This is a genomic window from Pseudomonas asturiensis, assembly GCF_900143095.1.
Lineage (GTDB): Bacteria > Pseudomonadota > Gammaproteobacteria > Pseudomonadales > Pseudomonadaceae > Aquipseudomonas > Aquipseudomonas asturiensis.
Genome location: NZ_FRDA01000001.1, coordinates 112,245 through 138,389 on the forward strand (window position 1 = coordinate 112,245; position 26,145 = coordinate 138,389).

Genomic DNA, 26,145 nt, shown 5'->3' on the forward strand with positions numbered 1-26,145 from the left:
GACTTTAGTCCTGCCCCGTTATTCAACGAAGTGGAGTGTCTGGTCATGCATAAACAACGCCGCGCCTTGCTGGTGGCTGCAACCCTTGGTCTCTGTTCGCAATGGGCGTTTGCCGCGCCCCAAGTGCCGGAGCGCCTGCAAAAGGTCGATAAACTCACGTACTGCTCGGGGATGGATTCACCGCCTCTGGTGTCCTTCGACGAAGCCCAGAAACCGCGTGGGCTCACTGTTGACCTGGGCCTGGAAATCGCCAAACGTCTGGGCGGCAAACAGGTGCAATGGCGGGTCATCCCGTTCTCCGGGCTGGTGCCGGCATTGCTTGCCCAGCAGTGCGACATGATCGTCGACCAGTTGTTCGATAAGCCCGAGCGCCGGCAGGTGATCGACATCGTCAACTACATGTATTCCAGTCAGGCGGTGGTGGTACCCAAGGGCAATCCCAAAGGCATCAAGACCCTGGATGACCTGTCCGCGCACAAGGTGGCGGTGCTCAACGGCTCCACTATCAAAACCTTGCTCGACACACAGAACGAAAGCCTCGCCAAGGCTGGCAAGCCACCGATGAAGCTGGTGGTTTACAACACCGACACCGATGCGTTCCAGGCGCTGCGCATCAGCCAGGTCGATGCCTATGGCACCACTGTGGAGACTGCCGGTTACTACGCGGCGATGGCCCCGGATCTGTTTCAGGAAGGCGTGCCGGCATTCAGTCGCATCCTCACCGGCCTGGGCATGCGCAAGGACGACCCACAATTGACCGCCGCCGTGCAGCAGATCATCAGCGACATGCGCAGCGACGGCAGCTATGCGCAATTGCTTAACAAATGGCATGTCAGCAGCGACACACTCGACTGAGGCTCTACAACGATGAATTTCAATTGGGATGTGTTCTGGCAGTACCTGCTGCAGCCTAGCGGCGTATACCTTACCGGGCTGTGGCTGACCTGCCTGATCAGCGTACTGGCGATGCTGCTGGGCTGTGCGCTGGGCCTGGCAGCGGCGCTGTTGCGCCTGTCGAAGAACCCGCTGTTGCACCTGCCGGTACGCTTTTACGTGTGGCTGATGCGCGGAACGCCGTTGCTGGTGCAGATCGTGTTTCTGTACACCGCATTGGCCGCGGGCGGGATCTTCCGCTTCGAAGACGTCGAGCTGTTCGGCTTGATCATCCCCGGCAATATTCAGGCAGCAATCATCGCCCTGGGCCTCAACGAAGGCGCGTACATGGCCGAGATCATTCGCGCCGGGATCGGCGCGGTGGACAAGGGCCAATACGAAGCCGGACGCTCTCTGGGCATGGGCTTCGCCAAGCTGATGCGGCGTATCGTGCTGCCTCAGGCGTTCCGCGTGATCGTGCCGCCGCTGGGCAATGAGTTCAACGTGATGCTCAAGAACACCACGTTGGTCAGCGTGATCGGTGTGCAGGAATTGCTCCTCAGCACGCAGATGATCACCTCGGCGACCTTTCGCGTGTTCGAGTTGTACCTGGTGGTCGCCCTTTACTTCCTGACGCTGACGACCTTGTGGGGCTTTTTCCAGCGCTGGCTCGAAAACCGCTTCGGCCAGTCCGATCGGCCTTCGGTGCCACCGCCGGCCGCCAGCCGCATGTTCGGCCGTAGCACCCTGAAACTGCTGAGGGGACGTTAATCATGGCGCACCAAAGTGACGAACTGATCATCGAGGCGCTGGACATCCACAAGTCGTTCGGCGAACTGCAGATCCTCAAGGGCATCTCCCTGCAAGTGCGGCGCGGTGAAGTGGTGGTGCTGATCGGCGCCTCGGGCTCCGGCAAGACCACTTTCATCCGCTGCATCAACCTGCTCGAAGACATCCAGAGTGGGCGCATTCGCGTCAACGGCCGCGCCATGGGCTATCGCGAACGCAGCGACGGCAGCCTGGTGCGCGACTCGGAGCGCAACATCGCCCGCCAGCGCCGCGACATCGGCATGGTGTTCCAGCGTTTCAACCTGTTCCCGCACATGACCGCGTTGGAGAACATTATCGAAGCGCCGATCCAGGTGCTCGGCGTGCCACGTGCCCAGGCACTGGAGCAGGCGCGCGGCTTGCTGGCGCGGGTGGGCCTGGCGGACAAGGCCAGCCATTATCCGTCGATGCTCTCCGGCGGCCAGCAGCAACGGGTAGCAATTGCCCGTGCGCTGGCGATGAAGCCCCAGGCCATGCTGTTCGACGAACCTACCAGTGCCCTCGACCCGGAAACCGTCGGCGAGGTCTTGCAGGTGATGAAGGAGCTGGCCGAGGAGGGCATGACCATGGTGGTGGTTACCCATGAAATGGGCTTTGCCCGCGAGGTGGCCGACCGCGTGGTGGTGCTCGATCAGGGGGAACTGATCGAGCAAGGGCCGCCGGAGCAGATCTTCAGTCGCCCCAGCCATCCGCGTACCCGGGCGTTTCTCAGCCGCGTGTTATGACCTTTTTGAAGAGCCTTTGCCATGTTGAAGTTTTCTGCTCACGAGTATCCCTATCCGTCGCAGCGCCAGAGCGTATTTGCCCGTCGCGGCATGGTCGCGGCGTCGCAGCCGCTGGCCGCCCAGGCCGGCATTCAGATCATGCAAAAGGGCGGCAACGCTATTGATGCAGCAATCGCCACGGCGGCGGCCCTTACTGTGGTTGAACCCACCGGCTGCGGTCTTGGCGGCGACGCGTTTGCCCTGGTGTGGTGCAACGGCCAGTTGCATGGCCTGAACGGCAACGGCCATGCGCCGGCTGCGTTGAGTGTCGAGGCCGTCAAGGCGGCGGGGCATGCGCAGATGCCGTTGTATGGCTGGACCCCGGTCACTGTGCCTGGCTGCCCGTCGGCATGGGCCGAGTTGTCGCAACGCTTCGGCAAGTTGCCGTTCGCCGAATTGCTGCAGCCGGCCATCAGCCTGGCACGCGACGGTTTCCCGTTATCGCCAGTGGTTGCCCAGCAATGGCAGATCTCCCTGAACGAATTCAGTCCGCACCGCGATGAAGTGCTGCAAGCCTGGTTCGACACGTTCCTCATCGATGGGCGCGCACCCCGGGCGGGCGAGATTTTCCGCAACCCGGCCCAGGCCCGCACGCTCGAAGAACTTGCCACCACCCGCTGCGAGAGCCTGTATCGCGGTGCGCTGGCCGAGCGCCTGGATGCGCATTCGCGTGCCAGCGGTGGCTACCTGCGCGCCAGCGACCTCAAGGATTACCGCGCCCAGTGGGTGGATCCGATCCACATCAATTACCGTGGCGTGGATGTCTGGGAAATCCCGCCCAGCGGCCAGGGCCTGGTGGCACTGATGGCGCTGAAAATTCTCGAAGGCTTCAGCTTCGATCACCGCGACAGCCAGCAGACCTGGCATCGGCAACTGGAGGCGATGAAGCTTGCTTACAGCGACGGCCTGCACTACATCACCGACCCGGCGCACATGCGCGTGGCAGTGGCCGACCTGCTCAGCGACGACTACAGCACCCGCCGCCGTCGTCAGATTGGCGAGCAGGCACAGCCACCCAAGCCCGGTGACCCCCATGCCAGCGGTACGGTGTACCTGGCCACAGCGGACGCCGAGGGCAATATGGTCTCGTTTATCCAGAGCAACTATCACGGCTTTGGCTCCGGCGTGGTACTGCCCGACAGCGGCATCGCCTTGCAGAACCGCGGTCAGGAATTCAGCCTCGATGAGGCCCATGCGAACTGCCTGGCACCGGGCAAGAAAACCTTCCACACCATCATCCCCGGCTTCCTCAGCCAGCACGGCAAGGCCCTTGGACCGTTCGGCGTGATGGGCGGCTACATGCAGCCCCAGGGCCATGTGCAAATGGTGATGAACCTGGTGGACTTCGGCCTCAACCCGCAAGCGGCCCTCGACGCGCCACGCTGGCAATGGCTGGGCGACATGAAGGTCGGCATCGAACACGGTGCTTCCCGCGACCTGGTCAATGCACTGGCGCGGCGCGGGCACAAAGTGCAGACCGACAGCGACCTGACCGACTACGGGCGTGGACAGATCATCCTGCGTGACCCGGTTACCGGCGTGTTGTGCGGCGGCACTGAGCCGAGGGCGGACTCACATATCGCGGTTTGGTAAGCGGCTGCACCGGCACTGACCCCGGCGGATCATTGAGCTGTTCGGGGTCAGTACCCTAAGTTGTCAGTGATAAGTTGTTTGAGTTTTCCGAAGTCGGATTCTCTGCTCTTGGGTTATTTGATCTTTCGATATGTTTTTCGCGTACAAGCGCTTAAGAACGTGGCAGCGCAGAGAGGCCAGTCATGTTGACTCGTCAAACACGACGAGGCTCGCCCTCGGCAATTTCGCGTATCAGGCTCAGGTAACGAAGCGCGCCCAACCCCAAGGGCCGGTTTTTTACCCAGATGATATCGACCCATAACCGCATCTGGCTCGGCATGTAGTCAAACACCACCTCCGTCAATGCGCCCGACGTGATGAGAGGCTGTACCAGCGGTTGTGGAAGATAAGCCCAGCCCAATCCTTGCTGCACCAGGTCCAGCGTGGCCAGATAATTGTCGCTGTGCCAAATCCGCCGCGACAGCACAACACGTGGGTCAGAATCTGCAGGTCCTCCAGTAGCAACGATGATCTGCCGAACGTCGACCAGTTGCTCCTCACTTAAGGGACTTTTCTTGCCGGCGGCCGCAGGGTGATCTGGAGCAGCAACCGCTACTAACAACTGGCTCCCTGCTTCAAGAAACGTCTCGCGCTCGTCAAGTCCTGGCCGTTCAAATCCCAGTGCCAATTGCACGCGCCCTTCATGCAACATGCGCATCGCCTCCGGATGGGACGCGGAGCGAATCTCGATTTCAAGCGTGGGAAACTCCCTGGCGATGATGGCCAGCGGACGATTCCATGGGCCTGTCTGCAACTCCGGCGCCATCGCAAGGACCAGGCGCCCCTCCAGCCCCTGATGAAGCTGGAGCGCATGGGCGTCCAGCAGGTTTAGCTGGCTGGCAACCTGACGTGCCTGGGGCTCCAGTGCTTTGGCGATTGCCGTAGGAATGGCTTTGCGGGTTGAACGGTCAAAAAGCAACAAATCCAGCTCTGCCTCAAGCTGCGACACCGCCATGTTGATGGCCGAAGGGACCCGACCCAATTTCCGGGCCGCAGCAGAAAAGGAGCCGCTGTCCATGACGCAGAGGAAGACTTTAAGGGACTCGCTGGTGAACGCCATAAGGGTCGTCAGTTTTTCTGATAATGGTCGTCTTTATGTATCAGGTTTACTGGCTTAGTTTCCACTCTGCTTTCAAATTAAATATGCGGAGCACACCATGTTGGGTATGGAGTCGGAAGGGCATGTGGCACTTGTCAGCGGTGCCGGAAGTGAAGCCGGGATCGGCATGGCCATCGCTCGCAGACTGGCTGCATCCGGCGTGAAGTTGATCATTACGGCAAGCAGTCAGCGCATTTTTGAACGGGTTGAAGAACTGCGCGCTGAAGGGTTCGAAGTGGAAGGCCGGCCAGCTGACCTCACTGATGAAAGTCAGGTGCGTGAATTGAGTCTGTGGGCAGAGTCCGTATGGGGACGGGTCGATATTCTGGTGAACAATGCCGGTATGTCCATGCAGGGAAGCCCTGAGGTGTTATCGGAAGTGGCCACGATGGAACTGCAGGCGTGGAATCTTTCACTGGCCAGGAATTTAACGACCGCTTTTCTTCTGACACGGGCCGTCTTGCCCGGTATGAAGGCGCGAGGTTATGGGCGCATCGTCACTATCAGTTCCACCACGGGCACCCGGGGAAGCAATCCAGGTGAAGCCGCTTACAGCGCTGCCAAAGCCGCGATGGTGGGCATGAACATGGGACTTGCACTTGAAGTCGCCAGGCAGGGAATCACTGTAAACAGCGTGGCTCCCGGATGGATCACCACCGGTTCAACCACGCCCGTTGAAGCAGAGGCGGGGCGCTATACGCCGCTAGGACGGGCAGGCAGTCCGCGCGAAGTGGCGGCGGCTGTTGCATTTCTGGCGTCGCCTGAGGCCAGTTACATCACCGGTGAAGTACTCGTGGTGGATGGCGGTAATTGTCTGGTCGAGAACAAAGCCGCTCAAGCCTGACCTCATGACACGGACGGTCCTTCTTCTTTGGCTGCAAGTCAGACAGCACCTTTCCCCGCCATTCAACAACTGATCGGGGCGTGAAGAGGGCGATGGAGTGTTGTTATCTGAGCGACAACGGATTTCATTAATTTCATAGTAAGCATAGGGTTTTTATCATGTCTAACAGTGGTATTTGTGAATCAGCGATTGCTGCTTTTACCGCCGCCGAGCGCGCACGCTTTATGGAAAACAACCCGACGTCAATGGCGCTGGCCCAGCGTGCCAAGGCCAATTTGTTCAACGGTGTTCCCATGCACTGGATGAGCGACTGGTCGATGCCTTCGCCGCTCTTCGTCCAGCGTGCCAAAGGTGCACGTTTCACCGATGTTGACGGTCATGAATACATCGACTTTTGTCTGGGTGACACCGGTACGATGTTTGGCCATTCACCTGATCCTGTTGCCCGCGCCATAGCCGAGCAGGCAAATAATGGCTTGACCACGATGCTGCCTGGCGAAGATGCGGTGGTCTGCGCCGAGTTACTGGCTCAGCGGTTTGAGTTGCCTTACTGGCAGGTGACCGCCACTGCAACTGATGCCAACCGTTACGTTCTGCGCTGGGCGCGGGCTATCACCAAGCGCAAGGTCTTGCTGGTGTTCGATGGCTGTTACCACGGCACCGTAGATGACGTGATGGTGCGCTACCGCGACGGCAAAACAGTGCACCGTGCGGGTCTCGTGGGCCAGGCCTATGATTTGACCCAGTACAGTCGATCCATCCCGTTCAACGATGTGGCCGCGCTGGAGGCTGCGTTAGCCCAGGGCGATGTCTGCGCGCTGATGTGCGAGCCCGCGATGACCAACATAGGCATGGTCCTGCCGGATCCTGGATTCATGCAAAAGTGCCGGGAATTGACGCTTAAATATGGCAGCCTGCTGGTCATTGATGAGACCCACACTATTTCCACGGGCCTGGGCGGATGCACCCGCCAATGGGATTTGAAACCCGACTTTTTCGTGATGGGTAAACCCATCGCAGGTGGCGTGCCTTGCGCTGTGTTCGGCATGACCGAGTCAGTTGCCTTGGCTATGAAGGACGCTCAAACGCGTGGCAGTGAAGAGAGTGGCGGGCATGGACACAGCGGCATGGGAACGACGTTGTCTGCCAATGCACTGGCGATGCGTTGCATGCGCGCCAGCCTCGAAGACGTCATGACAGCGTCTGCCTATCAACACATGCTGCCCCTGGCCTCAAGACTGGCGCACGGGTTTCGAGCGTTGTTCAGGCGCCACCAGCTGGACTGGTCGGTAACGGAGCTGGGGGCTCGTTGTGAGTTTCAATTCTGTGCCACCTCGCCCAGAACCGGTGCAGAAGCCGAAGCGGCTTTCCATGACAGTCTGCAAATGGCCCTGCATCTCTATCTGATCAATCGCGGCATCCTGATCACGCCTTTTCACAACATGACCCTGTGCTGCCCGCAAACCAGTGAAGCGGATATCGACAGGCTGATCGGTGAGCTGGATAACGCGCTGACCACGCTGCTGGCCCTGCCTGGAGCGCGGGTCATCCGTTCATGACGGGACGTCTGACACCGCCACCTTTCTCAAGTACTGCCACGTCGCTTGAATGAGCGCCAAGAGGTTTGACATGCAATTTGCTGATAAAAAAGAGGCCGAGGATTATCTGGCCGCGCACCCTGAAGTGCTGAGCATCGAGTTGTTCCTTATCGACGCCAATGGCGTTCCACGGGGCAAACTGTTGCATCGTAATGAGCTGCTGGCGATCTACGAAAACGGGCGGCCACTGCCAAGTTCCATTCTTGCCTTGACCGTGCAGGGTGAGGACGTAGATGAGACAGGTCTGGTCTGGGATGTCGCTGATGCTGATTGCTGGACCTACCCCTTGCCGGGAAGCCTGACCCTGCAGCCCTGGCGCACCAACCCCACAGGCCAGGTGCAGGTCAGCATGCACCCGACCCAAGGTATTCCGGCCGCCCCGGCCGACCCGCGCCATGTACTGGTGAACACCATCGAGCGGTTGAAAGCCGATGGATTCCATCCGGTCATGGCCGTTGAGTTGGAGTTTTACCTGCTGGACCGGCAACGCGACGTCAACGGTCGGCCGCAGCCCGCGTTGCAGGCCAATGGGGTACGCCCCGTGGCTCCGCAGGTGTATGGCGTATACGAACTGGAGCAGCTTCAACCGTTTCTTGATGACCTCTACGCAGCGTGTGCATTACAGGGATTACCCGTGCGCACAGCGATCTCCGAGTATGCGCCGGGTCAGCTCGAGTTGACGCTGGAGCATCGTTTCGACGCACTCCAGGCCATTGACGAAGGCGTACGTTACAAACGCCTGGTCAAGGGTGTGGCCAACAAACACGGGCTGCAGGCGTGCTTCATGGCCAAGCCATTCAGCGATCAGGCCGGCAGCGGTCTGCACCTGCACGTCAGCCTGGCCGACGAGCAGGGCAACAACCTGTATGCGAGCGAAGACCCACAGGGCACGCCGCTGTTGCGTCACTCCATAGGAGGAATGATGGCGACCTTGTTCGACTCGCTGGCGATATTTTGCCCCCATGCTAACTCCTACCGCCGATTCCAGACCGGCAGTTACGCGCCGCTGGCCAAAAGCTGGGGCGTCAACAATCGTACCGTGTCTTTCCGCGTGCCTGGCGGCCCCGCGATAAGCCGGCATATCGAACACCGTATTTGCGGTGCCGATGCCAACCCCTATCTCGCCGCTGCCGCAGTACTTGCCGGCATTCATCACGGCATCACGCATCAAAGCGATCCGGGTGCGGCGATTGAGGGCAATGGGTATGAGCAGGCGACCGATTTCCTGCCCACCGACTGGCTGACAGCGTTGCAGGCATTGCAGCGTTCAACCTGGGCACGCGAGGCGCTGGGCGCTGAATTCCTCAAGGTGTTTCTGGCAATCAAGTGGAGCGAGTTCCGTGCATTCAATGCTGAAGTCGGAGAGCAGGACTGGCGCTGGTACCTCACTCACGCCTGAGTGTTCGCCCGTCAGCCTGCCTTGACATGGACCGCTGGCGTCAGACCATGTTCGCGCCGCGCTCGAAGATGAGTTGGCGAGCATCACGGTGCGGACATGGCCGCTGGTGTAGCACCGCTGGGTAAGTTCACCGCCCCGTCGCTCTGGTAACCATCTGTTTTCAGGTGTCGTCATTTGCGCCTTACCTGCGGCAAAACCCCGGTCAGGTGCAGCCGGGCCGCGGCCCAGGCCAGGTGCAGTGCATGACGCAAGGCCACTGCATCAAGACTCATGACCCGTACCGAAACGCCGCAATCATTGGGTAATGCACTGACGCCCACGTAGCTGTCGGTCAGCGCAGACAGTGCGGTGCGCAAGCCCTGTTTCACTTCATCCAACGGCAAGCCCTGTCCGATCAGCATGAACGTCGCCAGGGCCTGGAACGACCCGCTGACACCCGGCAGACAACGCTGCAGGTCTTCGCCGGTGAGGGCCAGACGATCCGCAGCCAGCAAACGTCCGGCGGAGCAGCGCACTTCCAGGTGCGTCCGGTAATAGCCCGGCGGCCCCTTTGAGCCTGATGGGGTGTGCACGCAAAACGCGTCACACATCAGCACTCGCGCGTCGGGGTGCAAGGTCAGCAGCACCTGGCTGTGCAGGCGAGCCTGCGGAAACAGGATGGTCGCCATGGGCAGGTATTCCAGCAGCGCGCCACTTTCGGCCAGCAGGGTGACGGTCTGGCGCGCCGGTTGTTCGACCATACTGTGGACGATGGTCGCCGCACCCGTACTGACGTGGACCTGCGTGCCAGCCTCTGCATGCAGATACAAACGCACGTGTTCCCCGGCAAAAAGGCCTCCCGAGCAGGATTGCAGATAGATCGCTGCCATACCGGGCGGGTCTTGCGGCAGTTTCAGGGTGCGGCCCAGATGAAAGGGATAGCCCACTTCCTGACGAGAGACATAGCTGATCCCTGATGGTGCTCTGCTGAAGCTAATCTGCGCCGCGGGGCGCGTCTGCGCTGGCAGCATCGTCGGGCGGGCGTTCATGCTCGGTCGAACAGCACGGCCCGGCTGATCGCCTCGACCACGTCATCGACACCATCGCCTGTGCTGCAGTTGGTGAACAGCACCGGGCGACCGTCGCGTGCGTCGGCTGACTCACGGCGCATACGCTGCAGATCGACGCCGACATGGGGCGCCAGGTCGTATTTATTGACCACCAGCAAATCGCAGTTCAGCACGCCCGGGCCTCGTTTTCTCGGGATATCGTCACCTCCGGCCACATCGATGACGAAGATCCAGTAATCCACCAGGTCCAGCGAAAAGGTCGAGGCCAGGTTGTCGCCGCCGGACTCGATCAGCACCAGATCAAGGTTCCTGAACTGCGCCTCCAGCTCATCCGCCATTTGCAGGTTGAGAGTCGGATCTTCACGAATCGCTGTGTGCGGGCAGGCGCCGGTTTCCACGGCGCGGACTCTCATCGGGTCGATCAGGCCGCTGCGCTGTACACGTTCTGCATCCTCGCGGGTCGCCAGGTCATTGGTGATGATCGCCAGCTCGGTTCCGCGTGCGATAAAACGCGGGATCAACTGTTCCAGCAAACGGGTCTTGCCTGAGCCGACCGGACCACCGATGCCGACACGGGCGGCGCCAGGGTGAGGCTGTGCTGCAGCGAGGGTGGGCGCATTCAAAGGCAGGTTCATCGTCATTCTCCTTCAGAAAACAGGCTCAGCGCAGCATGTAGCGTTGGGCGAGCGGGACTTGGCTGACCGGGTCGCAGAACAGCCGCTCGCCGTCTGCGTAGACGTCGAAGGTCTGCGGGTCGACGCGAATGTCCGGGCAGGCATCGTTGTGCAGCATGTCGGACTTGCGCAGGGTGCGCGTGCCGAACGCGGGCAGCAGCGCTTTTTTGAGGCCCAGCGTGCTGGCGGTGTCGGCTTCGACGGCCAGCCGGTTGACGAAGTTGACCGACAGCGCCTTGCTCGCTTCGCCGAACGCCCCCCATTGCGGGCGCATCATCAGTGGCTCGCAGGTGTAGAGCGACGCCGCCGAGTCACCCATCACGCCATGCACGATGAAACCGCCTTTGACCACCAGTTCCGGCTTGATGCCGAAGAACGCCGGTCGCCAGAGCACCAGATCAGCCAGTTTGCCTGGCTCCAGTGAACCGATGTAACTGTCGATACCGAACACGCGTGCGGCATTGATGGTGTATTTGGCGATGTAGCGCTTGATGCGCTCGTTGTCGCCCAGCGCAGTGGCTTCTTCCGGGAGACGACCGCGCTGGTCTTTCATCTTCGACGCCAGTTGCCAGGTGCGACAGATGACTTCGTTGATGCGGCCCATGCCCTGGCTGTCCGACCCCAGGATCGAGATCGCGCCGGTGTCGTGCAGGATGTCCTCCGCCGCGATGGTCTGCGGCCGCACTCGGGATTCGGCGAACGCCACGTCTTCCGGCACGTCCGGGTTTAGGTGGTGGCAGACCATGATCATGTCCAGGTGTTCGTCGAAGGTATTGACGGTGTAGGGGTTGGTCGGGTTGGTCGAGGAGGGGATACAGTTGGGCTTGCCCGCCACGCTGATGATATCCGGCGCATGGCCGCCGCCCGCGCCTTCGGTGTGGTACATGTGGATCGTGCGATCGCCGATGGCCGCCAGCGTGTCTTCCAGAAAACCGGACTCGTTGAGCGTGTCGGTGTGCAGTTGCACCTGAAAGTCGTATTCGTCGGCGACTTTCAGGCAGGTGTCGATCACCGCCGGCATTGCGCCCCAGTCTTCGTGGATTTTCAGCCCCAGGCAGCCGCCGCGCAGTTGCCCGAGCAGCGATTCGGGCTTGCTCGAGTTGCCACGTCCGAGAAAGCCGAAGTTGATCGGCCAGTGCTCGGAGGCCTGCAGCATCTTGCCGACATTCCATTCGCCGCCACAGTCGATGCCCACCGTGATCGGGCCCAGCGAGCCGCCAATCAAGGTGGTCAGCCCGGCTGCCAGCGCGTGATCGCACAGCTGTGCCGAGTCGAAATGCACATGCACGTCAATGCCGCCTGGCGTGACGATCAGGCCTTCGGCATCGCGCACGGTGGTGGCGACGCCGCAGATCAGTTGTGGATGGACGCCGTCCATGATCTGCGGGTTGCCGGCCTTGCCGATGGCGACGATCTTGCCGTCCTTGATGCCGATGTCGCCTTTGACGATGCCGATCACCGGGTCGATGATCAACGCGTTGCAAATCAGCATGTCGAGGGCGCCGTCGTCACTGTCGTGACCGGGCATCAGGCCCATGCCGTCACGCAGCGTCTTGCCGCCGCCGTGCAGGCATTCGTCGCCGGGCACCGCGTGGTCGAACTCGACTTCGGCCAGCAGCGAGGTATCACCGAGCCGGACAGCGTCGCCGGTGGTCGGGCCGTACATCGCGGCGTATTCCTTACGGGTCATTGTGGCCATGGGTTCAGGCTCCCTTGAAGTGCTGGGCACGCGCGCGGCCCAGCGCCGTGCGCTTGCAGTCCGGGTCGTGCAGGTTGCCGTTGGTAAGGCCGCTGAAACCGTGAATGTCGCCGGTACCGCCGAACTGCACCAGTTGCACCTCGCGCAGCTCGCCGGGTTCAAAGCGCACAGCGGTGCCGGCCGGGATGTCCAGGTGCATGCCGAAGGCGATTTCGCGGGGGAAATCCAGCGCCTTGTTGACCTCGAAGAAGTGGTAATGGCTGCCGATCTGCACAGGCCGGTCGCCGGTGTTCAGGGCGCGCAGCGTCGCTGTCGGCCGACCGGCGTTGAGCTGAATGTCACCGTCAGGCGCGAGAATCTCGCCGGGCGTGGGCATCGCGGTCAGCGGCAACCGACCCGGCCGGATCGGTTGATGGACAGTGACCAGTTTGGTGCCGTCCGCAAAGGTACCTTCGACCTGCAGCACAGGCAGCAACTGCGCAACGCCGGGCATCACGTCGTCAGTGTTCAGAATCGTCGAGCCGAAGCCGATCAGCTCCGCCACGCTGCGTCCCTCGCGAGCGCCTTCCAGAATCTCGTCGGCGATCAGCGCCGAGGCTTCCGGGAAATTCAGGCGCAGTCCCTTGCTGCGACGTTTGCGCGACAGTTCGGCGGCGGTGTACAGCGTGAGCCGTTCAAGCTCGGTGGGGGTCAGCAGCATAGCGTGGCTCCTGCGGGCAGGTGATCAATTGGCGAACAGGCGCAATTCCTGGGTTTCGTGGCGCATCACGGCGATCTCGGCCATGGGCGTGAAGCCGCTGGCGTTGTCCGGTTCCGGTGGGGCTTGAGCCAGCAGTTGCGCAATCAACGGTTGCATCGTGGTCAGCACTCGCTGTGCGTCAATGTGGCCTATCACGCCGAGGCGCACGGCGGCGCTGACCAGACCGGTACACAGGCCGTGGGCGGCCGCCAGTTGGCAATGCTCCAGATGCATGCCCAGGTGTTTCCAGATCAGACCCTGCAACACGGGCAGGTGCCCTGGCGTTTGGCCCGCCAGTACCCGTTGCTGATACGACGCCGCGCCGGACGTCCCCAACGCAACGTGAACGCCCAGCAACGCCTGGCCGATACGCCGTGAGCCCTGACGCAGCTCTTCGGCCAGGGTCAGCGCTTCGACCTGTGCGTCCAGCGCCATCAACTGATCCAGATCATCGGCTGACTGCCAGGCAGCGACCAGGAAAGCCCGATCAAAACTGTTCCAGCGATGCCGCAATTGGCCTTCGACGAAACCGCACACCTCAGCGCTTCGGTCAGGGCGTGTTTCCCGTTGCCGGCGTCGTGGCGGGATCCGCTCGATCGAGCCCAGATAGCCGTCCGTCTTGAGGGTTTCCAGGCCCCATGACCAGGCCACCGCACCGCCAGGAAAGAAACTGTCGGCTTGCTGCAGGGCCAGCAGGGCGCTGCTTAGGTCGATGCTCTGGTCGTTGCCGGGGGCGTTCATGCGCGCGCCACCCGACCGTCGGCGAGCATCGGGGCCAGACGTTCTAGATAGTCGGCTTCAGGTCCGTTGAGCGGGATCTGCAATCTGTCTTCGGCAAAGCGTACTGCCCAGTGCATGTTGCCCGCGAAGTAACCCAGTTCCAGCGCCGCGGCTGCATCGCGCGGCTTTAGGCTCAGGTATTGCTGATCCTGCATCTGCACGACGATGGCGCGCTGGCCGTCGAGCATCAGCACCGAACCGTTACGCAGCTGTTGATGGCGCTCCAGACGAATCGCGCAGTCGGTGCCCTGGTCGCTGGAAAGACGCAGGCGATGGCGCTGAATGTCGCTGCCGGACAGGCTCAGGGTTTCCACCTGCCCGTTGTGGCTCAGGTCATGAAGCCGGTCGGCGAGGGCCGGGTCGCTGGCCTGGCCGAGGATGCGGTCGAGTATCAGCATGGCGGTTTCTCCTGCTCCGGTTCAGATCGTGAGGTAGCGCAGGATGCGCTCGCGGTCGACGGTTTCGCGCACTTCGCTGTGCACGAATTCGCCTTTTTCGATGATCAGGTAGCGGTCAGCCACCGCCATGGCAAACGACAGCACCTGTTCGGAGACGATCAGCGAGAAGCCACGCTCCTTCTTGAGCAGGTTAAGGGCCTTGGCGATGTCCTTGATGATCGAGGGCTGAATGCCTTCGGTGGGTTCGTCGAGGATCAGCACCTTGGGGTTGGAGACCAGCGCCCGGGCGATGGCCAGTTGTTGCTGCTGGCCACCGGACAGGTTGCCGCCCTTGCGCCTGCGCATCTCGAACAGCACCGGGAAGTACTCGAAGATGTAGTCGGGAATCGCAGTCGCGGGCGCACCCTGCATGCCGGTCAGGATGTTTTCCTCGACGCTCAGGTAAGGAAAGATCATCCGGCCTTGTGGTACGAAACCCACGCCTGCCGCAACGCGTTCGTAGCTCTTGCTGCCTGTGAGTTCCTGCCCGGCCAGTTTGATGCTGCCGCTGCGGGTCGGCAGCATGCCGACCAGGCTGCGCAGCAAGGTGGTCTTGCCCATGCCGTTGCGGCCCATGATCGCCAGCGATTCGCTTGGCGCGAGGTCCAGACTCAGGTCGCGCAGCACATGGCTGTCGCCATAATAGACATTCAGGTGAGTGACATTCAGCATGTTCAGTGCCCCAGATAGACGTCGATGACGCGAGGATCGTTCTGCACCTGATCCATCGAGCCATAGGCCAGGGTCTTGCCCTGATGCAGCACGGTGACCTTGTCGGCCACCGACTTCACGAACTCCATGTCGTGCTCGATGATCACCATTGCCCGGCCCTTGGCGATGAGTTTGAGCAGGCCTGCGGTTTTCTCCCGTTCGCCTGCGCTCATGCCTGCCACCGGTTCATCCAGCAACAGCAGTTCCGGGCGTTGCATCAGCAGCATGCCGATCTCCAGCCACTGCTTCTGGCCGTGGGACAGCAGCCCGGCCTTGCGGCCCAGTTGATCCTTGAGAAAGATCATCTCGGCGGTCTGCTCGATCTCGGTCTGCAGGGCGATGTTCCTGCCGGCGAACAGGCAGTTGAAAATGCCGCGTTTGTCCGGCGAGGAGATGTCCAGGTTCTCGCGCACGGTGAGGTCTTCGTACACCGACGGGTTCTGGAATTTGCGACCCACGCCTGCGCGGGTGATCTGGTACTCGATCATGTTCGCCAGTTGCAGGTCCTTGAAGCGAATGCTGCCGGCGCTGGGGCGGGTCTTGCCGCAGATCATGTCCAGCAGCGTGGTCTTGCCCGCGCCGTTCGGGCCGATCACCACATGAACCTGGTTTTCCTCGACGTAGAAATTGAGGTTGTCCACGGCCTTGAAACCGTCGAACGACACGGTCAGGTCTTCGACACTCAGTAGCAGCGCACCCATCAGTGGGTCTCCTTGTTGTTCAGCCGTTGCAGCAGACCGGCCAGACCTGTGGGCAGGAACAGCACCACACCCATGAACAGGAAGCCGATGAAGTACTGCCAGAAGCTGACGAAGTTTTCCGACAGATAGGTTTTCGCCGTGCCGATCAGTAGCGTGCCGTACACCGCACCGACCAGCGACAGACGTCCACCCAGGGCGGCGTAGATGACAATTTCAGTTGACGGAATGATGCCCACCAGCGAGGGAGAGGCCAGGCCCACCTGCAGGGTGAACATCACGCCGCCCAGTGCAGAGATCAGCGCCGCCACGGCAAAGATGAAGGCTTTGAACAGTGCGGTGTTGTAGCCGGAGAAGCGCACCCGGTCTTCGCGATCGCGGATCGCCACAATGACCTTGCCCAGTCGGCTGCGCAGGATGAAACCGCACATCGCGACACAGGCCAGCAACAACAGGGTGGTGATCAGGTACAGGATCCAGGGTGTCTGCGGCGTTTGCAGGCTCAGGCCGAAGACGGTCTTGAAGTCGGTGAGACCGTTTACGCCGCCGGTGTAGCCTTGCTGACCGATGATCATGATCGACATGATCGAGGCCAGCGACAGGGTGATGATCGAGAAGTACACGCCACCCACGCGCTTCTTGAAATAGGCGTAGCTGAACAGGAACGCCAGCAGCGCTGGAAGAATCAGGATCGCGACCAGTGTGAAGGTCGCCGATTCGAACGGCTTCCACCACCATGGCAACGCCTCGACACTGTTCCAGATCATGAAGTCGGGCAGGGCCGAGCCGTAGAAGGCGGCGAGAGCGCTGGCGGCTTCGTCCGTGGCAGTGGCTTCAAGCTTCAGGTACATCGCCATCATGTAGCTGCCCAGGCCGAAGAAGATCCCCTGGCCGAGGCTGAGGATGCCGCCGTAACCCCAGATCATCACCATGCCTACCGCACAGAACGCCAGGCTCAGGTACTTGCCCGCCAGCCCCAGGCGAAAATCGCCCAGGCACAATGGCAACACCACCAGCAGCAGAACCGACAGCCAGATCAGGCTGTAGCGCTCCAGCAGCGGCAGCCAGCCGCCACTCAGCCAGCCGGGTCGGGACGTAGTTGTCTGAGGCAGGGCGGGCGGCTTTTCAGTCATGTCATTCATCTCAACGTCTCACTTTCGTGGCGAACAGGCCGTTGGGGCGGAAGAACAGCAGTACGATGACCACCAGCAGGGTCATGGCCTTGGCCATGGAACCGGTGGTGAGATACTCCAGCGAAATCTGTGTCTGGCCGATGGCGAAGGCCGACAGGAAGGTCCCGAGCAGGCTCTCGACGCCGCCGAACACGACCACGATGAAGGTGTCCACCAGGTACTGCTGACCGCTGACCGGGCCGGTGGAGGCCAGCATGGTGAACGAGCTGCCGGCGATACCCGCCAGCCCGCACCCCAGGGCAAACGTCACCGAGTCCACACGTGCTGTGTTGATGCCCGCAGCACCCGCCATCGCGCGGTTCTGGGTCACGGCGCGAATGCGCAGGCCCCAGCGGCTGCGGTAAAGAAACAGGAACACGGCGGCGGCGATGACGAATGTCAGGCCGATGATGAACATCCGGTTGATCGGCAGCTCCAGGCCTTCGCTGACTTTCCACGCACCTTGCAGCCACTGCACGGTGGGCACGCTGACTTCCTTGGGGCCGAAGACCTGGCGGAACACTTGCTGCAGTACCAGTGACAGGCCCCAGGTCGCCAGCAGGGTATCCAGCGGGCGGTTGTACATGAAGCGAATGAAACAGCGTTCAAGCAGGAAACCGAAAGCGAAGGTCACCACAAAAGCGACGCCAATCGCGACGATGAAATACCAGCCCATGAGTTCGGGCAGGTAGCGCTGAAACACCACCGACGTGACATAGGTCATGTACGCGCCCATCGCCATCAGTTCACCGTGGGCCATGTTGATCACGCCCATCAGGCCGAACACGATGGTCAGCCCCAGTGCCATGAGCACCAGCACCGAGAACAGCGAGAACCCGCTGAAGACTTGCATTACCAGCGTATCGAGAGTCATGGCGTCGCCACCTGTCGCTGAAGGTTGAAAGAGGCGGGCGCGCGTCAACTCACGCCCCCGCAGGTGTCAGAGTTTCGGGAACGGATTGGGCTCGATGGGCGCGGACTCGTAGATCACGTCAACCTGACCTTGAGCGTTGAGGGTGCCGATACGTGCGCGCTTCCACAGGTGATGGTTGTCCTTGTGGACTTTGATCTCGCCTTCAGGCGCATCCAGCTCCATTTCCGAGGACGCAGCGATGACCTTCGGCACGTCGAAACTGCCGGCTTTCTCGACGGCCTTTTTCCACAGATAGACGGCCGTATAAGCGGCAGCCATCGGGTCGCCGATCACGCGCTGCTGGCCGTAACGGGTCTTGAACGCCTGAACGAATTTGTCGTTGACCGGGTTTTTCAGGCTCTGGAAATAGCTCATGCAGGTCAAAAAGCCGACGAGGTTTTCAGCGCCGATGCCGGTCACTTCTTCCTCGGTCACGGCCAGCGCCATCAGGGTCTGGTTGCTGCTGTCGATGCCGGCGGCCTTGAGCTGTTTGTAGAACGCCACGTTAGAGCCGCCGACGATGGTGGAAATCACGATGTCAGGTTTGGCGACCTTGATCTTGTTGATCACCGAGGAGAACTCGATAGCGCCCAGTGGCAGATAATCCTCGCCGACAATCGAGCCGCCTTGCTTGGTCACCGCCACACGGGCCAGCTTGTTGGTGGTGCGTGGCCAGATATAATCCGAGCCCACCAGATAAACGCTCTTGCCCTTGTTGGCCATCAGCCAGGTGACAGCTGCCAGGGTTTGCTGCGAGGCCTCGGCGCCGGTGTAGATAATCGCCGGGGATTTTTCCAGACCTTCGTAGAAAGTCGGGTAGTAGAGCAGGCCCTTGTTGCGCTCGAACACCGGCAGCACGGCTTTGCGCGAGGCTGACGTGAAGGCACCGAAGGTGACGGCGACATGATCATTTTCCAGCAGCTTGCGCGCCTTCTCCGCGAAGGTCGGCCAGTCGCTGGCGCCGTCTTCGACGATCGGCTCGATGGTTTTACCCAGCACGCCACCGCTGGCGTTGATTTCATCGATGGCCAGTTTTTCGGCGTCCACCACCGAGGCTTCGCTGATGGCCATGGTGCCGGTGAGCGAGTGGATGATCCCTACTTTCACGGTGTCGGCAGCCTGCGCCTGACCGATCAGGGAAAACGGCAGCAAGCTCATGGCGCTCAGCAACAGCGCATGCTTGATCAAACGGCGTTTGTCGTTACGCATTCACTTCTCTCCCAGGAATAAAAAAAGCCCGACGTTCCGTCCTGCGAACAGGCGGAAGGTCAGGCTTTTGTGCCGAATCTGGCGGGACAGACGATGTCCGATCCAGTCGTACGCGAGGTGTCTCCCTACTTGCCAAGAGGGCGTAGGGCAGGCAACTGGCGCGATGTCTCCAGAGAGTCATAGCAAGGCCGGTGCCAAGTGCCGAAAAGGGCGCCTCAGGCCGTCTTGCAACGGGCCGCCAGAGTTCCCCTTCATTAATTGCACGCGCGCAAGGGCCTGCGCTGCTTTGGCGCGAAGGCAGGGCGGGGTGCACCAAAAACGTGACCGCAAACCTGTGACAGACGGCGTGGTGCCTGTCGATTCTCGAGGTTACGGGCGCTGGCCCGCTCCCTGCATAGCCTTGAACGACACCTTCGCAGGGTGCCTTGTCACACGCCCATTCTCGGCAGGTGTGGAAGGCCTCTCGCATGCGCTGGCCCTGACACTGTCGTCACGCCAGCCCAGGCACAACCGCCTGAGAGCCACCGCTGAACCGCGCGGTTTTTCGCTCAGCCCTTTTATGCATGGACCTCAAGACCCCGGCCAGTGGCGGGCGTCTCATCTCACGTTGAACAAGGTTTATAGGCATGGTTGACCAGTCGATCCGCATAGGCGGTCTGTTTTCCAACACCGGGGTCACGGCCGCAGGCGAGTGCTCGACGATGCGCGGCGCGCAGTTCGCCATTCAGCAGATCAATGCCAGCGGTGGCGTGGATGGCCGACCGCTGGAAATGATTACCCGTAACCCGGATTCCACCCCTGCGCTGTTCGCCATGCACGTCGAGTCGCTGATTCGTGAAGAGAAACTGAAGTTTTTCTTCGGCTGCTACACCTCGGCAGCACGTAAGGCCGTGTTGCCTGTCGTCGAGCGCTACGATGCCTTGCTGCTGTACCCCGTGTATTACGAAGGCTTCGAGTATTCACGCAACATCATCTACACCGGTGCCACGCCCAATCACAACGCTGTGCCGCTGGGCAATTACATGTTCGATCACTTCGGCAGCCGCGTCCTGATGATCGGCTCCGAATACGTCTATCCCTACGAAACCAATCGCCTGATGAGCGACCTGCTGTACGAGCGTGGCGGCCAGAAACTGGGTGAGTATTACCTGCCGCTCAAAAACGCCCGTCCCGAGGATTTCGCCAAATTGATGGTCAAGGCGCGGGAGCTGAAACCCTCGTTCATTTTCTCCACGGTGGTCGGTGAAACCATGGCCCATCTGTACCAGGCCTACGCCGATGCAGGCTTGGATCCGGCGGTCATGCCGATTGCCAGCGTGACCACCAGCGAAACCGACATTCAACAGATGGGTGTGCACCTGGGCACCGGACACATCTCGGCGGCCAGTTATTTCCAGTCAATCGACACGCCGCTCAATCGCCAGTGCATCGCCGAGTACCGTGAACTGTTCGGCCAGCATCAAGTGACCGATCGCTGTTGGGAAGCCGCTTATTTTCAAGTGCACCTGCTGGCCAAGGCCATCAGTCGGGCAGGCAGCACCGACGTGGAAGCTGTGCTGCAGACCATGCGCGGTCTGGAGTTCGACGCACCTCAAGGACGAGTGAGAATCGATGAAAACAATCACCATACCTACCTGTACTCACGGATCGGACGCGCCAACGCCGACGGTCAGTTCGACATGCTTTACGAGAGCCAGAAGGCGCTCAAACCCGACCCCTACGCCATTGCGCCCGATTTCAGTGGCTGGTCCGGTCTGGCCGGGAGGCGTCCATGACCCTGCGAGCTGCGAAGAAACGTCTGCGCAACGACAGCGCAGGCGGCATCAAGGACCTGCGTGATATCAGCGTGCTGGTGATGCACCCGGATGACGAAGACGGTCGTAACCTGATCGCGCAGTTGCAGCGCATCGGCTGTCAGGTGCGCGTTCAATGGCCGATTCCCGAACGCCTGCACAGCGAGGCCGATGTGATTGTGCTGGCGGTGTCGCCGGAAAGCCTGGCGACCAACACGCCCTGGCTGTTGCACAGCGCGACCCCGCCGATCATCCCGGTGATCGCCTATGAAAACCCGATCATCGTCGAGGCGCTGGTGCAGTTGAACGCCTGCTCGGTGATTCCCTCACCCGTGCGATCCTTCGGTTTGCTCACGGCCCTGACGATCACCCTGAGCCAGGCGCGCAAGACCCGCGAGCGCGAGAAGCACGTCAAGCGGCTCGAAGGGCGCATGGCCGTCATGCGCACCGTGCAGCAGGCAAAAATCATTCTGATGGAAACCAAGGGACTGTCGGAAATCGACGCCTACAACGCACTGCGTGACCAGGCCATGAGCAAGCGTGAACCGGTGGAGAAAATCGCCGAGGCCCTGGTCAAGGCCCATGAGTTATTTCAACAAGCCTGTTCCTGATTATCTCTGGAGTGTCAGGTCCATCCCTGATCCTCTTCTGCGTGGACGTTTGCCATACGCCCTTGACCGGCAGGTATGGAGCACCGCGTGGCGACCGGCATGGACAACGGCGTCCCCCGGAACGAGCTTGAGCCCGTGCACTCGGCACGGGCGGCTCCTACCGTCATCTGGAGAACATCATGTCCGTAAAACGCCCTGAAAAAGCCGACTTTCTGCTTGCTGCCCAAGACCATGGTTACGACCTGTCTGACAGCCAGATGCAGGCGTACCTGAACCTCGCCGATGAAACCCTGAACGCGTACGAAGCCATCGACACCTTGTACGCCGCCCACATTGCCCAGCCGACACCGGTGCGCGAGCACAGCAAGCCCCACGATACCCAAAACCTGCATGCCGCCTGGTATGTGAAAACCCATATTGCCGGTGCTGCCGAGGGACCGCTGAAGGGCAAAACGGTGGTCATCAAAGACAATGTTTCGGTCGCAGGTGTGCCCATGGCCAACGGCTCGTTGAGCCTTGAAGGCTACGTGCCGTCCGAAGACGCCACGGTGGTCAAGCGCTTGCTGGCGGCCGGTGCGACGGTGGTCGGCAAATCCGTGTGCGAAGACCTGTGCTTCTCCGGTGCCAGCTTCACCGCCGCCAGCGGTGCGGTGAAGAACCCCTGGGACATGACCCGCAACGCGGGCGGTTCATCCAGCGGCAGCGCCGTGCTGGTTTCGTTGGGCGAGGTCGACATGGCCATCGGTGGCGATCAGGGCGGGTCGATCCGCATGCCGTCGGCCTGGAGCGGCATCGTCGGCCACAAACCAACCTACAGCCTGGTGCCGTACACCGGAGCCTTTCCCATCGAACGCACCATCGACCACGTCGGGCCGATGGCCAACACGGTGCGTGACTGCGCGCTGATGCTGGACGTGATCGCCGGTGCCGACGGTCTGGACTCCCGCCAGAAAAATCCGCCAGCGGTCCATTGCCTCGCCACCCTGGATCAAGGCGTTGCCGGTTTGAAAATCGGTTTGCTGCGTGAAGGCTTCGCCATCCCTGGCATGTCCGAGCCGCAGGTGGATTCGTTGGTCAAAGCTGCCGTTGCCCAGCTGGAAGGCCTCGGTGCCATCGTCGGCGAAGCGAGCGCGCCGTGGCATTCAGGCGTAGCGCTGGACATGTGGAGCGTGATCGCTACCGACGGCGCTGCTTATCAGATGCTGCAAGGCAACGGCTACGGCATGAACGTGGATGGGTATTACGATCCGGACATCATGAGTTACTACGGCGCCAAACGGCGCGAACACGCCAACTCGCTGTCCCACAGCGTGCGTGCTGTGGCGCTGACCGGTCACTACAGCCTGAGGAACCTGCATGGAGCCAGTTACGCCAAGGCCCGCATGCTGGTGCCAGAACTCACGCGCCAATACGACGAGGCCTTCAAGTCGTTCGATGTGCTGGTGATGCCGACCATGCCCTTCGTGGCTACGCCACTGACCGCGCCGGATGCGCCCATCGAGGAGTACGTGCACAGCGCCCTCAATATGCTTGCCAACACGGCACCGTTCGACCTCACCGGGCACCCGGCGACGTCTATTCCTGCCGGGCTTGCCGAGGGTTTGCCTGTAGCGATGATGATTGTCGCGCCACGCTTTCAGGACGCGCTGGCGCTGCGTGTAGCGCAGGCTTACGAACAGATCAGGGGGGAGTTTCCCAAGCCGCCGCGTGCTTGAACGCATGCTTGAAACCGCTACGCGCCAGCCAAACGCCCGGATACGTCCGGGCGTTTTCCCACCACGGGCCTCAGGCCGACAGGTAGCCGTCCACGGAGTTGACCGTGGCGTAGCCAAACTCGAACGCGGCCATCATCGCCGCATGCACCTGGGCAGCAGGCGCATGCACGCCGTTATAGGTCAGGTCCAGCGTCGCGCAGGCGTCATGCAGCACCGTCACCGGGTAACCCATGTCGGCCGCCGCGCGCACCACAGCGTCGATGCACATGTGGCTCATTGCGCCGATCACCACGACCTCCTCGACACCAAACGTTTCCAGCTGCTGCTTGAGCCCGGTTTCCCGGAACGCGTTGATATGCTTTTTGACGATAACCGGTTCGTTGCCGTGCGGAGCAACCGCTGGCTGGATCTCGGCTCCGCCGGACCCCTTGGTGAAGATCCCGGCACCTTCGGCGTCGGACTCATGGCGAACGTGGACAACCGGAACGCCATGACTTCTGGCGTGAGCGATCACCCGCACAGCATTGGCGACCGCGGCTTCAATGCCGGTCAACGGCAGTTTGCCGGTGGGCAAGTATTCGTTCTGCAGGTCAACGACGATAAGGCCTTGTTTCATGAGCTGTCTCCAATCAGATGATGAACCGGACATGGGTTTGCCAAGGACCCCATTGTTGCCAAACGCGGGATCATCCAACAGTGGCCTGAATGACATAATCCGATAGAATCGGGCCAATCCCGCTCCCATCAGAGATAGATCGATGCCTTCCATGCGCGTTGCTGTTCTGGCCTTTGACGGCGTCAGCCTGTTCCACCTGTCCGTGCCCGGTATCGTGCTGGGCAGCGTCGAGTCCACTGCGGGCGGGCTTGCCTACGAGGTCAGCTACTGCGCCGAGGTGCCGGGAATGGTGAGCTGCGATCAGGGCATAGGCATCGCCGTTACGCACGGACTTGAGCTGATGCAGGTGAGTGACGTCATCATCATTCCCGCATGGGGCGATGACCTTGAGCCTGCTTCTGCACCGCTCGTGAAGGCGCTCCAACACGCCAATGCTCAAGGTAAACTGATTGTGGGGTTGTGCCTGGGCTCTTTCGCGCTCGGAGACGCTGGCCTGCTTGACGACAGGGAAGCCACCACACACTGGGTGGCCCGCGACGTATTCGCTCGGCGCTTTCCCAAGGCACGTTTTCGACCCGATGTGCTGTACGTAAGCGCAGATAACATCATGACCTCGGCCGGAACCATGGCTGCCGTCGATTGCTGCCTGCACCTGATACGTGAGCGTCACGGTGCTGACGCTGCAAACCGCGCGGCGAGACTGCTCGTGACGCCCCCGCACAGGCTGGGTGGTCAGGCGCAGTATGTTGAAAACCCTGTCCCCCAGTTGGCGACCGACACTCATCTGTCCGACGTGTTGGCCTGGGCGCGCCTCAATCTGGGCAACGATCTGTCGCTGGATGTTCTGGCTGAAAAGTCGCGAATGAGCAGACGTACGTTCACGCGTCGCTTCAAGGAAGCGACCGGCAGTACGGTCTCCAACTGGCTGAACGCCGAGCGAGTGGCCAGAGCGCAGCAGTTACTGGAAACGACTGATCTGCCGGTTGAATCCATCGCGGGTGAAGCCGGATTCGGAACGCCGCTGTCCTTGCGACAACAGTTCAGCGCGCAGTTGGGGACCTCACCTTCGGATTATCGGCGGATGTTTTTTCGGGAGAAGGGTTCGGCAGAGAAAGTGAAGAGGGCGAGCAGCCAGTCGCAACGGCTCGCTGGCGCCTTCACTGATGACTAGCCGTTTTCGGCACACATCTCCCAAACCCGACGCCACCGGAATGAAACTTGCGTGCCGTCACCCTTGTGACCTTGAAACGTATTAAGGGGCAAGGCCGATGAACAACAATAATGTGGCGACACAGGCTGCACCTCACCTGCAGCATTTCCAGACCTGTGACATCGACGAGCACGGCCGCAATCTGGGCGGCTGGCAGGTTCGTTACGATCAATTGACGCCCGGAGGCTTTGAGGGCGAATTGACGGAATTCCGTTCGGATTGGCTGCAATTGGTCCGCGACCGCTCTAATCAGGCGCTCACGAAGAGTGGTATGGCCTGGAAGGGCGCTATCACTTTCGCGTTGCCGTTGAGCGCTGCGGGGCCCGCGTTCTGCGCCGGGCATACGCTTCAAGCGCCGAGCATGATCGTGGCCCATGGCGAACATCTGCCGGAATTGAGCACGCCGCTGCAACTGGATGCGGTGGGTGTGGCGATTGAAGAGGGCGCTTTGGCGCATGCGCTGGAACGCCAGGGCAGTCGTTTTGAAATTACCGATCTTCCCACGTGTTACCGTCTGGTCGGCTCCACTGTGCAAAAGAGGTTCGCGGCACTGTTCGATACGCTGTTGACCGGCGATCAGGCGTGCCTGGATAAGCTTGAGCACGATTCGATCCGGCGTGGCATCCGTGATGCGGTGATGTTGCAGGTGCTTGAGCTGGTCGCACCTGATCAGGCTCCGCCTCTCAATCCCACGGCGCGCAAAAGGATGGTCGATCGGGCGCGTGACTACGTTCTGGCGCATCTGGACGAGCCTCTGTCGATCCTGGATGTGTGCAACCACATCGGCACCAGCCGTCGCAAGCTTCAGTACTGTTTTCAGGAAACGCTGGGTATCAACCCGGTTGCCTACCTGCGCACCCAGCGACTCAACGCGGTCAGGCGCGAACTGCGTGAGAGCAGCCGGATCGAACGTGTTCAGGTGGTGGCCGCGCGCTGGGGGTTCTGGCACTTGAGCCGGTTTTCCAGCGACTACCGGACATTGTTCGGTGAAACCCCGTCGCAGACATTGCAGCGCACGCATCTTTGCTGAAAACGGATAACGACGCGGCGCATAGCTCAATAGCATGACCCCATCACCTTCG

Annotated in this window: 25 protein-coding genes; 12 read left to right on the forward strand and 13 right to left on the reverse strand. The window is 61.1% G+C overall.

Features of this window, described 5'->3' with window-relative positions; genetic code table 11:
• Positions 1-45 precede the first annotated feature (45 nt).
• Genes BUB69_RS00660 through BUB69_RS00675 form a run of 4 tightly spaced genes read left to right on the forward strand, consistent with a single transcriptional unit; the run spans position 46 to position 4,058 of the window.
• A complete protein-coding gene (locus BUB69_RS00660; protein ID WP_073161807.1) occupies positions 46-855 on the forward strand; it encodes an ABC transporter substrate-binding protein in 810 nt (269 codons plus the stop codon).
• A gap of 12 nt (positions 856-867) precedes the next feature.
• Entirely contained in the window at positions 868-1,644 is a 777-nt protein-coding gene (locus BUB69_RS00665; protein WP_024689325.1) for an amino acid ABC transporter permease, read from the forward strand.
• A gap of 2 nt (positions 1,645-1,646) precedes the next feature.
• A complete protein-coding gene (locus BUB69_RS00670) occupies positions 1,647-2,426 on the forward strand; it encodes an amino acid ABC transporter ATP-binding protein (protein ID WP_073161808.1) in 780 nt (259 codons plus the stop codon).
• Between the two features lie 21 nt (positions 2,427-2,447).
• The gene (locus BUB69_RS00675; RefSeq protein WP_073161809.1) at positions 2,448-4,058 is read left to right on the forward strand and encodes a gamma-glutamyltransferase family protein; all 1,611 of its coding nucleotides are present in this window, start codon (positions 2,448-2,450) and stop codon (positions 4,056-4,058) included.
• Positions 4,059-4,251: 193 nt separating this feature from the next.
• On the opposite strand, the gene BUB69_RS00680 is transcribed toward BUB69_RS00675, so the two are convergent.
• Positions 4,252-5,157: a LysR family transcriptional regulator gene (locus BUB69_RS00680; RefSeq protein ID WP_073161810.1), complete on the reverse strand. Its 906-nt coding sequence runs from the start codon at positions 5,155-5,157 to the stop codon at positions 4,252-4,254.
• Positions 5,158-5,263: 106 nt separating this feature from the next.
• On the opposite strand from BUB69_RS00680, the gene BUB69_RS00685 reads away from it, so the two are divergent.
• The 3 genes from BUB69_RS00685 to BUB69_RS00695 all read left to right on the forward strand — a co-directional run bounded on the left by BUB69_RS00685 (position 5,264) and on the right by BUB69_RS00695 (position 9,037).
• Positions 5,264-6,040 carry an SDR family NAD(P)-dependent oxidoreductase gene (locus BUB69_RS00685; protein ID WP_240033428.1) on the forward strand — a complete coding sequence of 259 codons (777 nt, stop codon included), beginning with the start codon at positions 5,264-5,266 and terminating at the stop codon, positions 6,038-6,040.
• Between the two features lie 158 nt (positions 6,041-6,198).
• Positions 6,199-7,599: an aspartate aminotransferase family protein gene (locus BUB69_RS00690; RefSeq protein ID WP_073161812.1), complete on the forward strand. Its 1,401-nt coding sequence runs from the start codon at positions 6,199-6,201 to the stop codon at positions 7,597-7,599.
• 70 nt (positions 7,600-7,669) lie between these two features.
• Complete coding sequence (locus BUB69_RS00695) at positions 7,670-9,037, forward strand: glutamine synthetase family protein (protein ID WP_084537016.1); 1,368 nt, start codon at positions 7,670-7,672, stop codon at positions 9,035-9,037.
• A 170-nt stretch (positions 9,038-9,207) separates the two neighbouring features.
• On the opposite strand, the gene BUB69_RS00700 is transcribed toward BUB69_RS00695, so the two are convergent.
• The 11 genes from BUB69_RS00700 to urtA all read right to left on the reverse strand — a co-directional run bounded on the left by BUB69_RS00700 (position 9,208) and on the right by urtA (position 19,118).
• Positions 9,208-10,065: an urease accessory protein UreD gene (locus BUB69_RS00700; protein ID WP_073161814.1), complete on the reverse strand. Its 858-nt coding sequence runs from the start codon at positions 10,063-10,065 to the stop codon at positions 9,208-9,210.
• Positions 10,062-10,721: an urease accessory protein UreG gene (ureG, locus tag BUB69_RS00705; RefSeq protein ID WP_073161815.1), complete on the reverse strand. Its 660-nt coding sequence runs from the start codon at positions 10,719-10,721 to the stop codon at positions 10,062-10,064. Before ureG ends, BUB69_RS00700 begins: the two co-directional genes overlap by 4 nt.
• Positions 10,722-10,746: 25 nt before the next feature.
• Positions 10,747-12,459, reverse strand: coding sequence for an urease subunit alpha (gene ureC / locus BUB69_RS00710; RefSeq protein WP_073161816.1), 1,713 nt, complete (start codon positions 12,457-12,459; stop codon positions 10,747-10,749).
• Between the two features lie 4 nt (positions 12,460-12,463).
• Positions 12,464-13,159, reverse strand: coding sequence for an urease subunit beta (locus tag BUB69_RS00715; RefSeq protein ID WP_073161817.1), 696 nt, complete (start codon positions 13,157-13,159; stop codon positions 12,464-12,466).
• Between the two features lie 24 nt (positions 13,160-13,183).
• Positions 13,184-13,939 (reverse strand): urease accessory protein UreF, encoded by a 756-nt coding sequence (locus BUB69_RS00720; protein ID WP_073161818.1) that lies wholly within the window; start codon positions 13,937-13,939, stop codon positions 13,184-13,186.
• Entirely contained in the window at positions 13,936-14,376 is a 441-nt protein-coding gene (ureE, locus tag BUB69_RS00725) for an urease accessory protein UreE (protein WP_073161819.1), read from the reverse strand. The genes BUB69_RS00720 and ureE overlap by 4 nt, the downstream gene beginning before the upstream one ends.
• A gap of 21 nt (positions 14,377-14,397) precedes the next feature.
• The gene (gene urtE / locus BUB69_RS00730; protein ID WP_073161820.1) at positions 14,398-15,087 is read right to left on the reverse strand and encodes an urea ABC transporter ATP-binding subunit UrtE; all 690 of its coding nucleotides are present in this window, start codon (positions 15,085-15,087) and stop codon (positions 14,398-14,400) included.
• 2 nt (positions 15,088-15,089) lie between these two features.
• Positions 15,090-15,827 carry an urea ABC transporter ATP-binding protein UrtD gene (gene urtD, locus BUB69_RS00735; RefSeq protein WP_073161821.1) on the reverse strand — a complete coding sequence of 246 codons (738 nt, stop codon included), beginning with the start codon at positions 15,825-15,827 and terminating at the stop codon, positions 15,090-15,092.
• Positions 15,827-16,966 carry an urea ABC transporter permease subunit UrtC gene (gene urtC, locus BUB69_RS00740; protein ID WP_073161822.1) on the reverse strand — a complete coding sequence of 380 codons (1,140 nt, stop codon included), beginning with the start codon at positions 16,964-16,966 and terminating at the stop codon, positions 15,827-15,829. The genes urtD and urtC overlap by 1 nt, the downstream gene beginning before the upstream one ends.
• Position 16,967: 1 nt before the next feature.
• Complete coding sequence (gene urtB, locus BUB69_RS00745) at positions 16,968-17,870, reverse strand: urea ABC transporter permease subunit UrtB (RefSeq protein WP_084537017.1); 903 nt, start codon at positions 17,868-17,870, stop codon at positions 16,968-16,970.
• A 66-nt stretch (positions 17,871-17,936) separates the two neighbouring features.
• Entirely contained in the window at positions 17,937-19,118 is a 1,182-nt protein-coding gene (urtA, locus tag BUB69_RS00750; protein WP_073161823.1) for an urea ABC transporter substrate-binding protein, read from the reverse strand.
• 626 nt (positions 19,119-19,744) lie between these two features.
• Here urtA and BUB69_RS00760 point away from each other — a divergent pair.
• The 3 genes from BUB69_RS00760 to BUB69_RS00770 all read left to right on the forward strand — a co-directional run bounded on the left by BUB69_RS00760 (position 19,745) and on the right by BUB69_RS00770 (position 23,237).
• Entirely contained in the window at positions 19,745-20,893 is a 1,149-nt protein-coding gene (locus tag BUB69_RS00760; RefSeq protein ID WP_073161824.1) for a transporter substrate-binding domain-containing protein, read from the forward strand.
• Complete coding sequence (locus tag BUB69_RS00765) at positions 20,890-21,522, forward strand: ANTAR domain-containing response regulator (protein ID WP_073161825.1); 633 nt, start codon at positions 20,890-20,892, stop codon at positions 21,520-21,522. Before BUB69_RS00760 ends, BUB69_RS00765 begins: the two co-directional genes overlap by 4 nt.
• A gap of 179 nt (positions 21,523-21,701) precedes the next feature.
• Entirely contained in the window at positions 21,702-23,237 is a 1,536-nt protein-coding gene (locus tag BUB69_RS00770; protein WP_073161826.1) for an amidase, read from the forward strand.
• A 70-nt stretch (positions 23,238-23,307) separates the two neighbouring features.
• On the opposite strand, the gene BUB69_RS00775 is transcribed toward BUB69_RS00770, so the two are convergent.
• Entirely contained in the window at positions 23,308-23,853 is a 546-nt protein-coding gene (locus BUB69_RS00775) for a cysteine hydrolase family protein (RefSeq protein ID WP_073161827.1), read from the reverse strand.
• Positions 23,854-23,995: 142 nt separating this feature from the next.
• On the opposite strand from BUB69_RS00775, the gene BUB69_RS00780 reads away from it, so the two are divergent.
• Both BUB69_RS00780 and BUB69_RS00785 read left to right on the forward strand, forming a co-directional pair.
• Positions 23,996-25,024 carry a GlxA family transcriptional regulator gene (locus BUB69_RS00780; RefSeq protein ID WP_073161828.1) on the forward strand — a complete coding sequence of 343 codons (1,029 nt, stop codon included), beginning with the start codon at positions 23,996-23,998 and terminating at the stop codon, positions 25,022-25,024.
• A 97-nt stretch (positions 25,025-25,121) separates the two neighbouring features.
• Complete coding sequence (locus BUB69_RS00785; protein ID WP_073161829.1) at positions 25,122-26,093, forward strand: helix-turn-helix domain-containing protein; 972 nt, start codon at positions 25,122-25,124, stop codon at positions 26,091-26,093.
• Positions 26,094-26,145 lie beyond the last annotated feature (52 nt).

Excerpts from the sequence above, each read along its gene's own strand:
- BUB69_RS00700 (WP_073161814.1), bottom strand. The coding sequence starts at position 10,065 with ATGAACGCCCGCCCGACGATGCTGCCAGCGCAGACGCGCCCCGCGGCG.
- urtD (WP_073161821.1), bottom strand. The coding sequence starts at position 15,827 with ATGGGTGCGCTGCTACTGAGTGTCGAAGACCTGACCGTGTCGTTCGAC.
- BUB69_RS00690 (WP_073161812.1), top strand. The coding sequence starts at position 6,199 with ATGTCTAACAGTGGTATTTGTGAATCAGCGATTGCTGCTTTTACCGCC.
- urtE (WP_073161820.1), bottom strand. The coding sequence starts at position 15,087 with ATGCTGAATGTCACTCACCTGAATGTCTATTATGGCGACAGCCATGTG.
- BUB69_RS00775 (WP_073161827.1), bottom strand. The coding sequence starts at position 23,853 with ATGAAACAAGGCCTTATCGTCGTTGACCTGCAGAACGAATACTTGCCC.
- BUB69_RS00720 (WP_073161818.1), bottom strand. The coding sequence starts at position 13,939 with ATGAACGCCCCCGGCAACGACCAGAGCATCGACCTAAGCAGCGCCCTG.
- ureC (WP_073161816.1), bottom strand. The coding sequence starts at position 12,459 with ATGGCCACAATGACCCGTAAGGAATACGCCGCGATGTACGGCCCGACC.
- BUB69_RS00660 (WP_073161807.1), top strand. The coding sequence starts at position 46 with ATGCATAAACAACGCCGCGCCTTGCTGGTGGCTGCAACCCTTGGTCTC.
- BUB69_RS00715 (WP_073161817.1), bottom strand. The coding sequence starts at position 13,159 with ATGCTGCTGACCCCCACCGAGCTTGAACGGCTCACGCTGTACACCGCC.
- BUB69_RS00770 (WP_073161826.1), top strand. The coding sequence starts at position 21,702 with ATGTCCGTAAAACGCCCTGAAAAAGCCGACTTTCTGCTTGCTGCCCAA.
- urtB (WP_084537017.1), bottom strand. The coding sequence starts at position 17,870 with ATGACTCTCGATACGCTGGTAATGCAAGTCTTCAGCGGGTTCTCGCTG.
- BUB69_RS00670 (WP_073161808.1), top strand. The coding sequence starts at position 1,647 with ATGGCGCACCAAAGTGACGAACTGATCATCGAGGCGCTGGACATCCAC.
- BUB69_RS00780 (WP_073161828.1), top strand. The coding sequence starts at position 23,996 with ATGCCTTCCATGCGCGTTGCTGTTCTGGCCTTTGACGGCGTCAGCCTG.
- BUB69_RS00760 (WP_073161824.1), top strand. The coding sequence starts at position 19,745 with ATGGTTGACCAGTCGATCCGCATAGGCGGTCTGTTTTCCAACACCGGG.
- ureG (WP_073161815.1), bottom strand. The coding sequence starts at position 10,721 with ATGAACCTGCCTTTGAATGCGCCCACCCTCGCTGCAGCACAGCCTCAC.
- BUB69_RS00680 (WP_073161810.1), bottom strand. The coding sequence starts at position 5,157 with ATGGCGTTCACCAGCGAGTCCCTTAAAGTCTTCCTCTGCGTCATGGAC.
- ureE (WP_073161819.1), bottom strand. The coding sequence starts at position 14,376 with ATGCTGATACTCGACCGCATCCTCGGCCAGGCCAGCGACCCGGCCCTC.
- BUB69_RS00765 (WP_073161825.1), top strand. The coding sequence starts at position 20,890 with ATGACCCTGCGAGCTGCGAAGAAACGTCTGCGCAACGACAGCGCAGGC.
- BUB69_RS00685 (WP_240033428.1), top strand. The coding sequence starts at position 5,264 with ATGGAGTCGGAAGGGCATGTGGCACTTGTCAGCGGTGCCGGAAGTGAA.
- BUB69_RS00785 (WP_073161829.1), top strand. The coding sequence starts at position 25,122 with ATGAACAACAATAATGTGGCGACACAGGCTGCACCTCACCTGCAGCAT.
- BUB69_RS00675 (WP_073161809.1), top strand. The coding sequence starts at position 2,448 with ATGTTGAAGTTTTCTGCTCACGAGTATCCCTATCCGTCGCAGCGCCAG.
- urtC (WP_073161822.1), bottom strand. The coding sequence starts at position 16,966 with ATGAATGACATGACTGAAAAGCCGCCCGCCCTGCCTCAGACAACTACG.
- BUB69_RS00695 (WP_084537016.1), top strand. The coding sequence starts at position 7,670 with ATGCAATTTGCTGATAAAAAAGAGGCCGAGGATTATCTGGCCGCGCAC.
- urtA (WP_073161823.1), bottom strand. The coding sequence starts at position 19,118 with ATGCGTAACGACAAACGCCGTTTGATCAAGCATGCGCTGTTGCTGAGC.
- BUB69_RS00665 (WP_024689325.1), top strand. The coding sequence starts at position 868 with ATGAATTTCAATTGGGATGTGTTCTGGCAGTACCTGCTGCAGCCTAGC.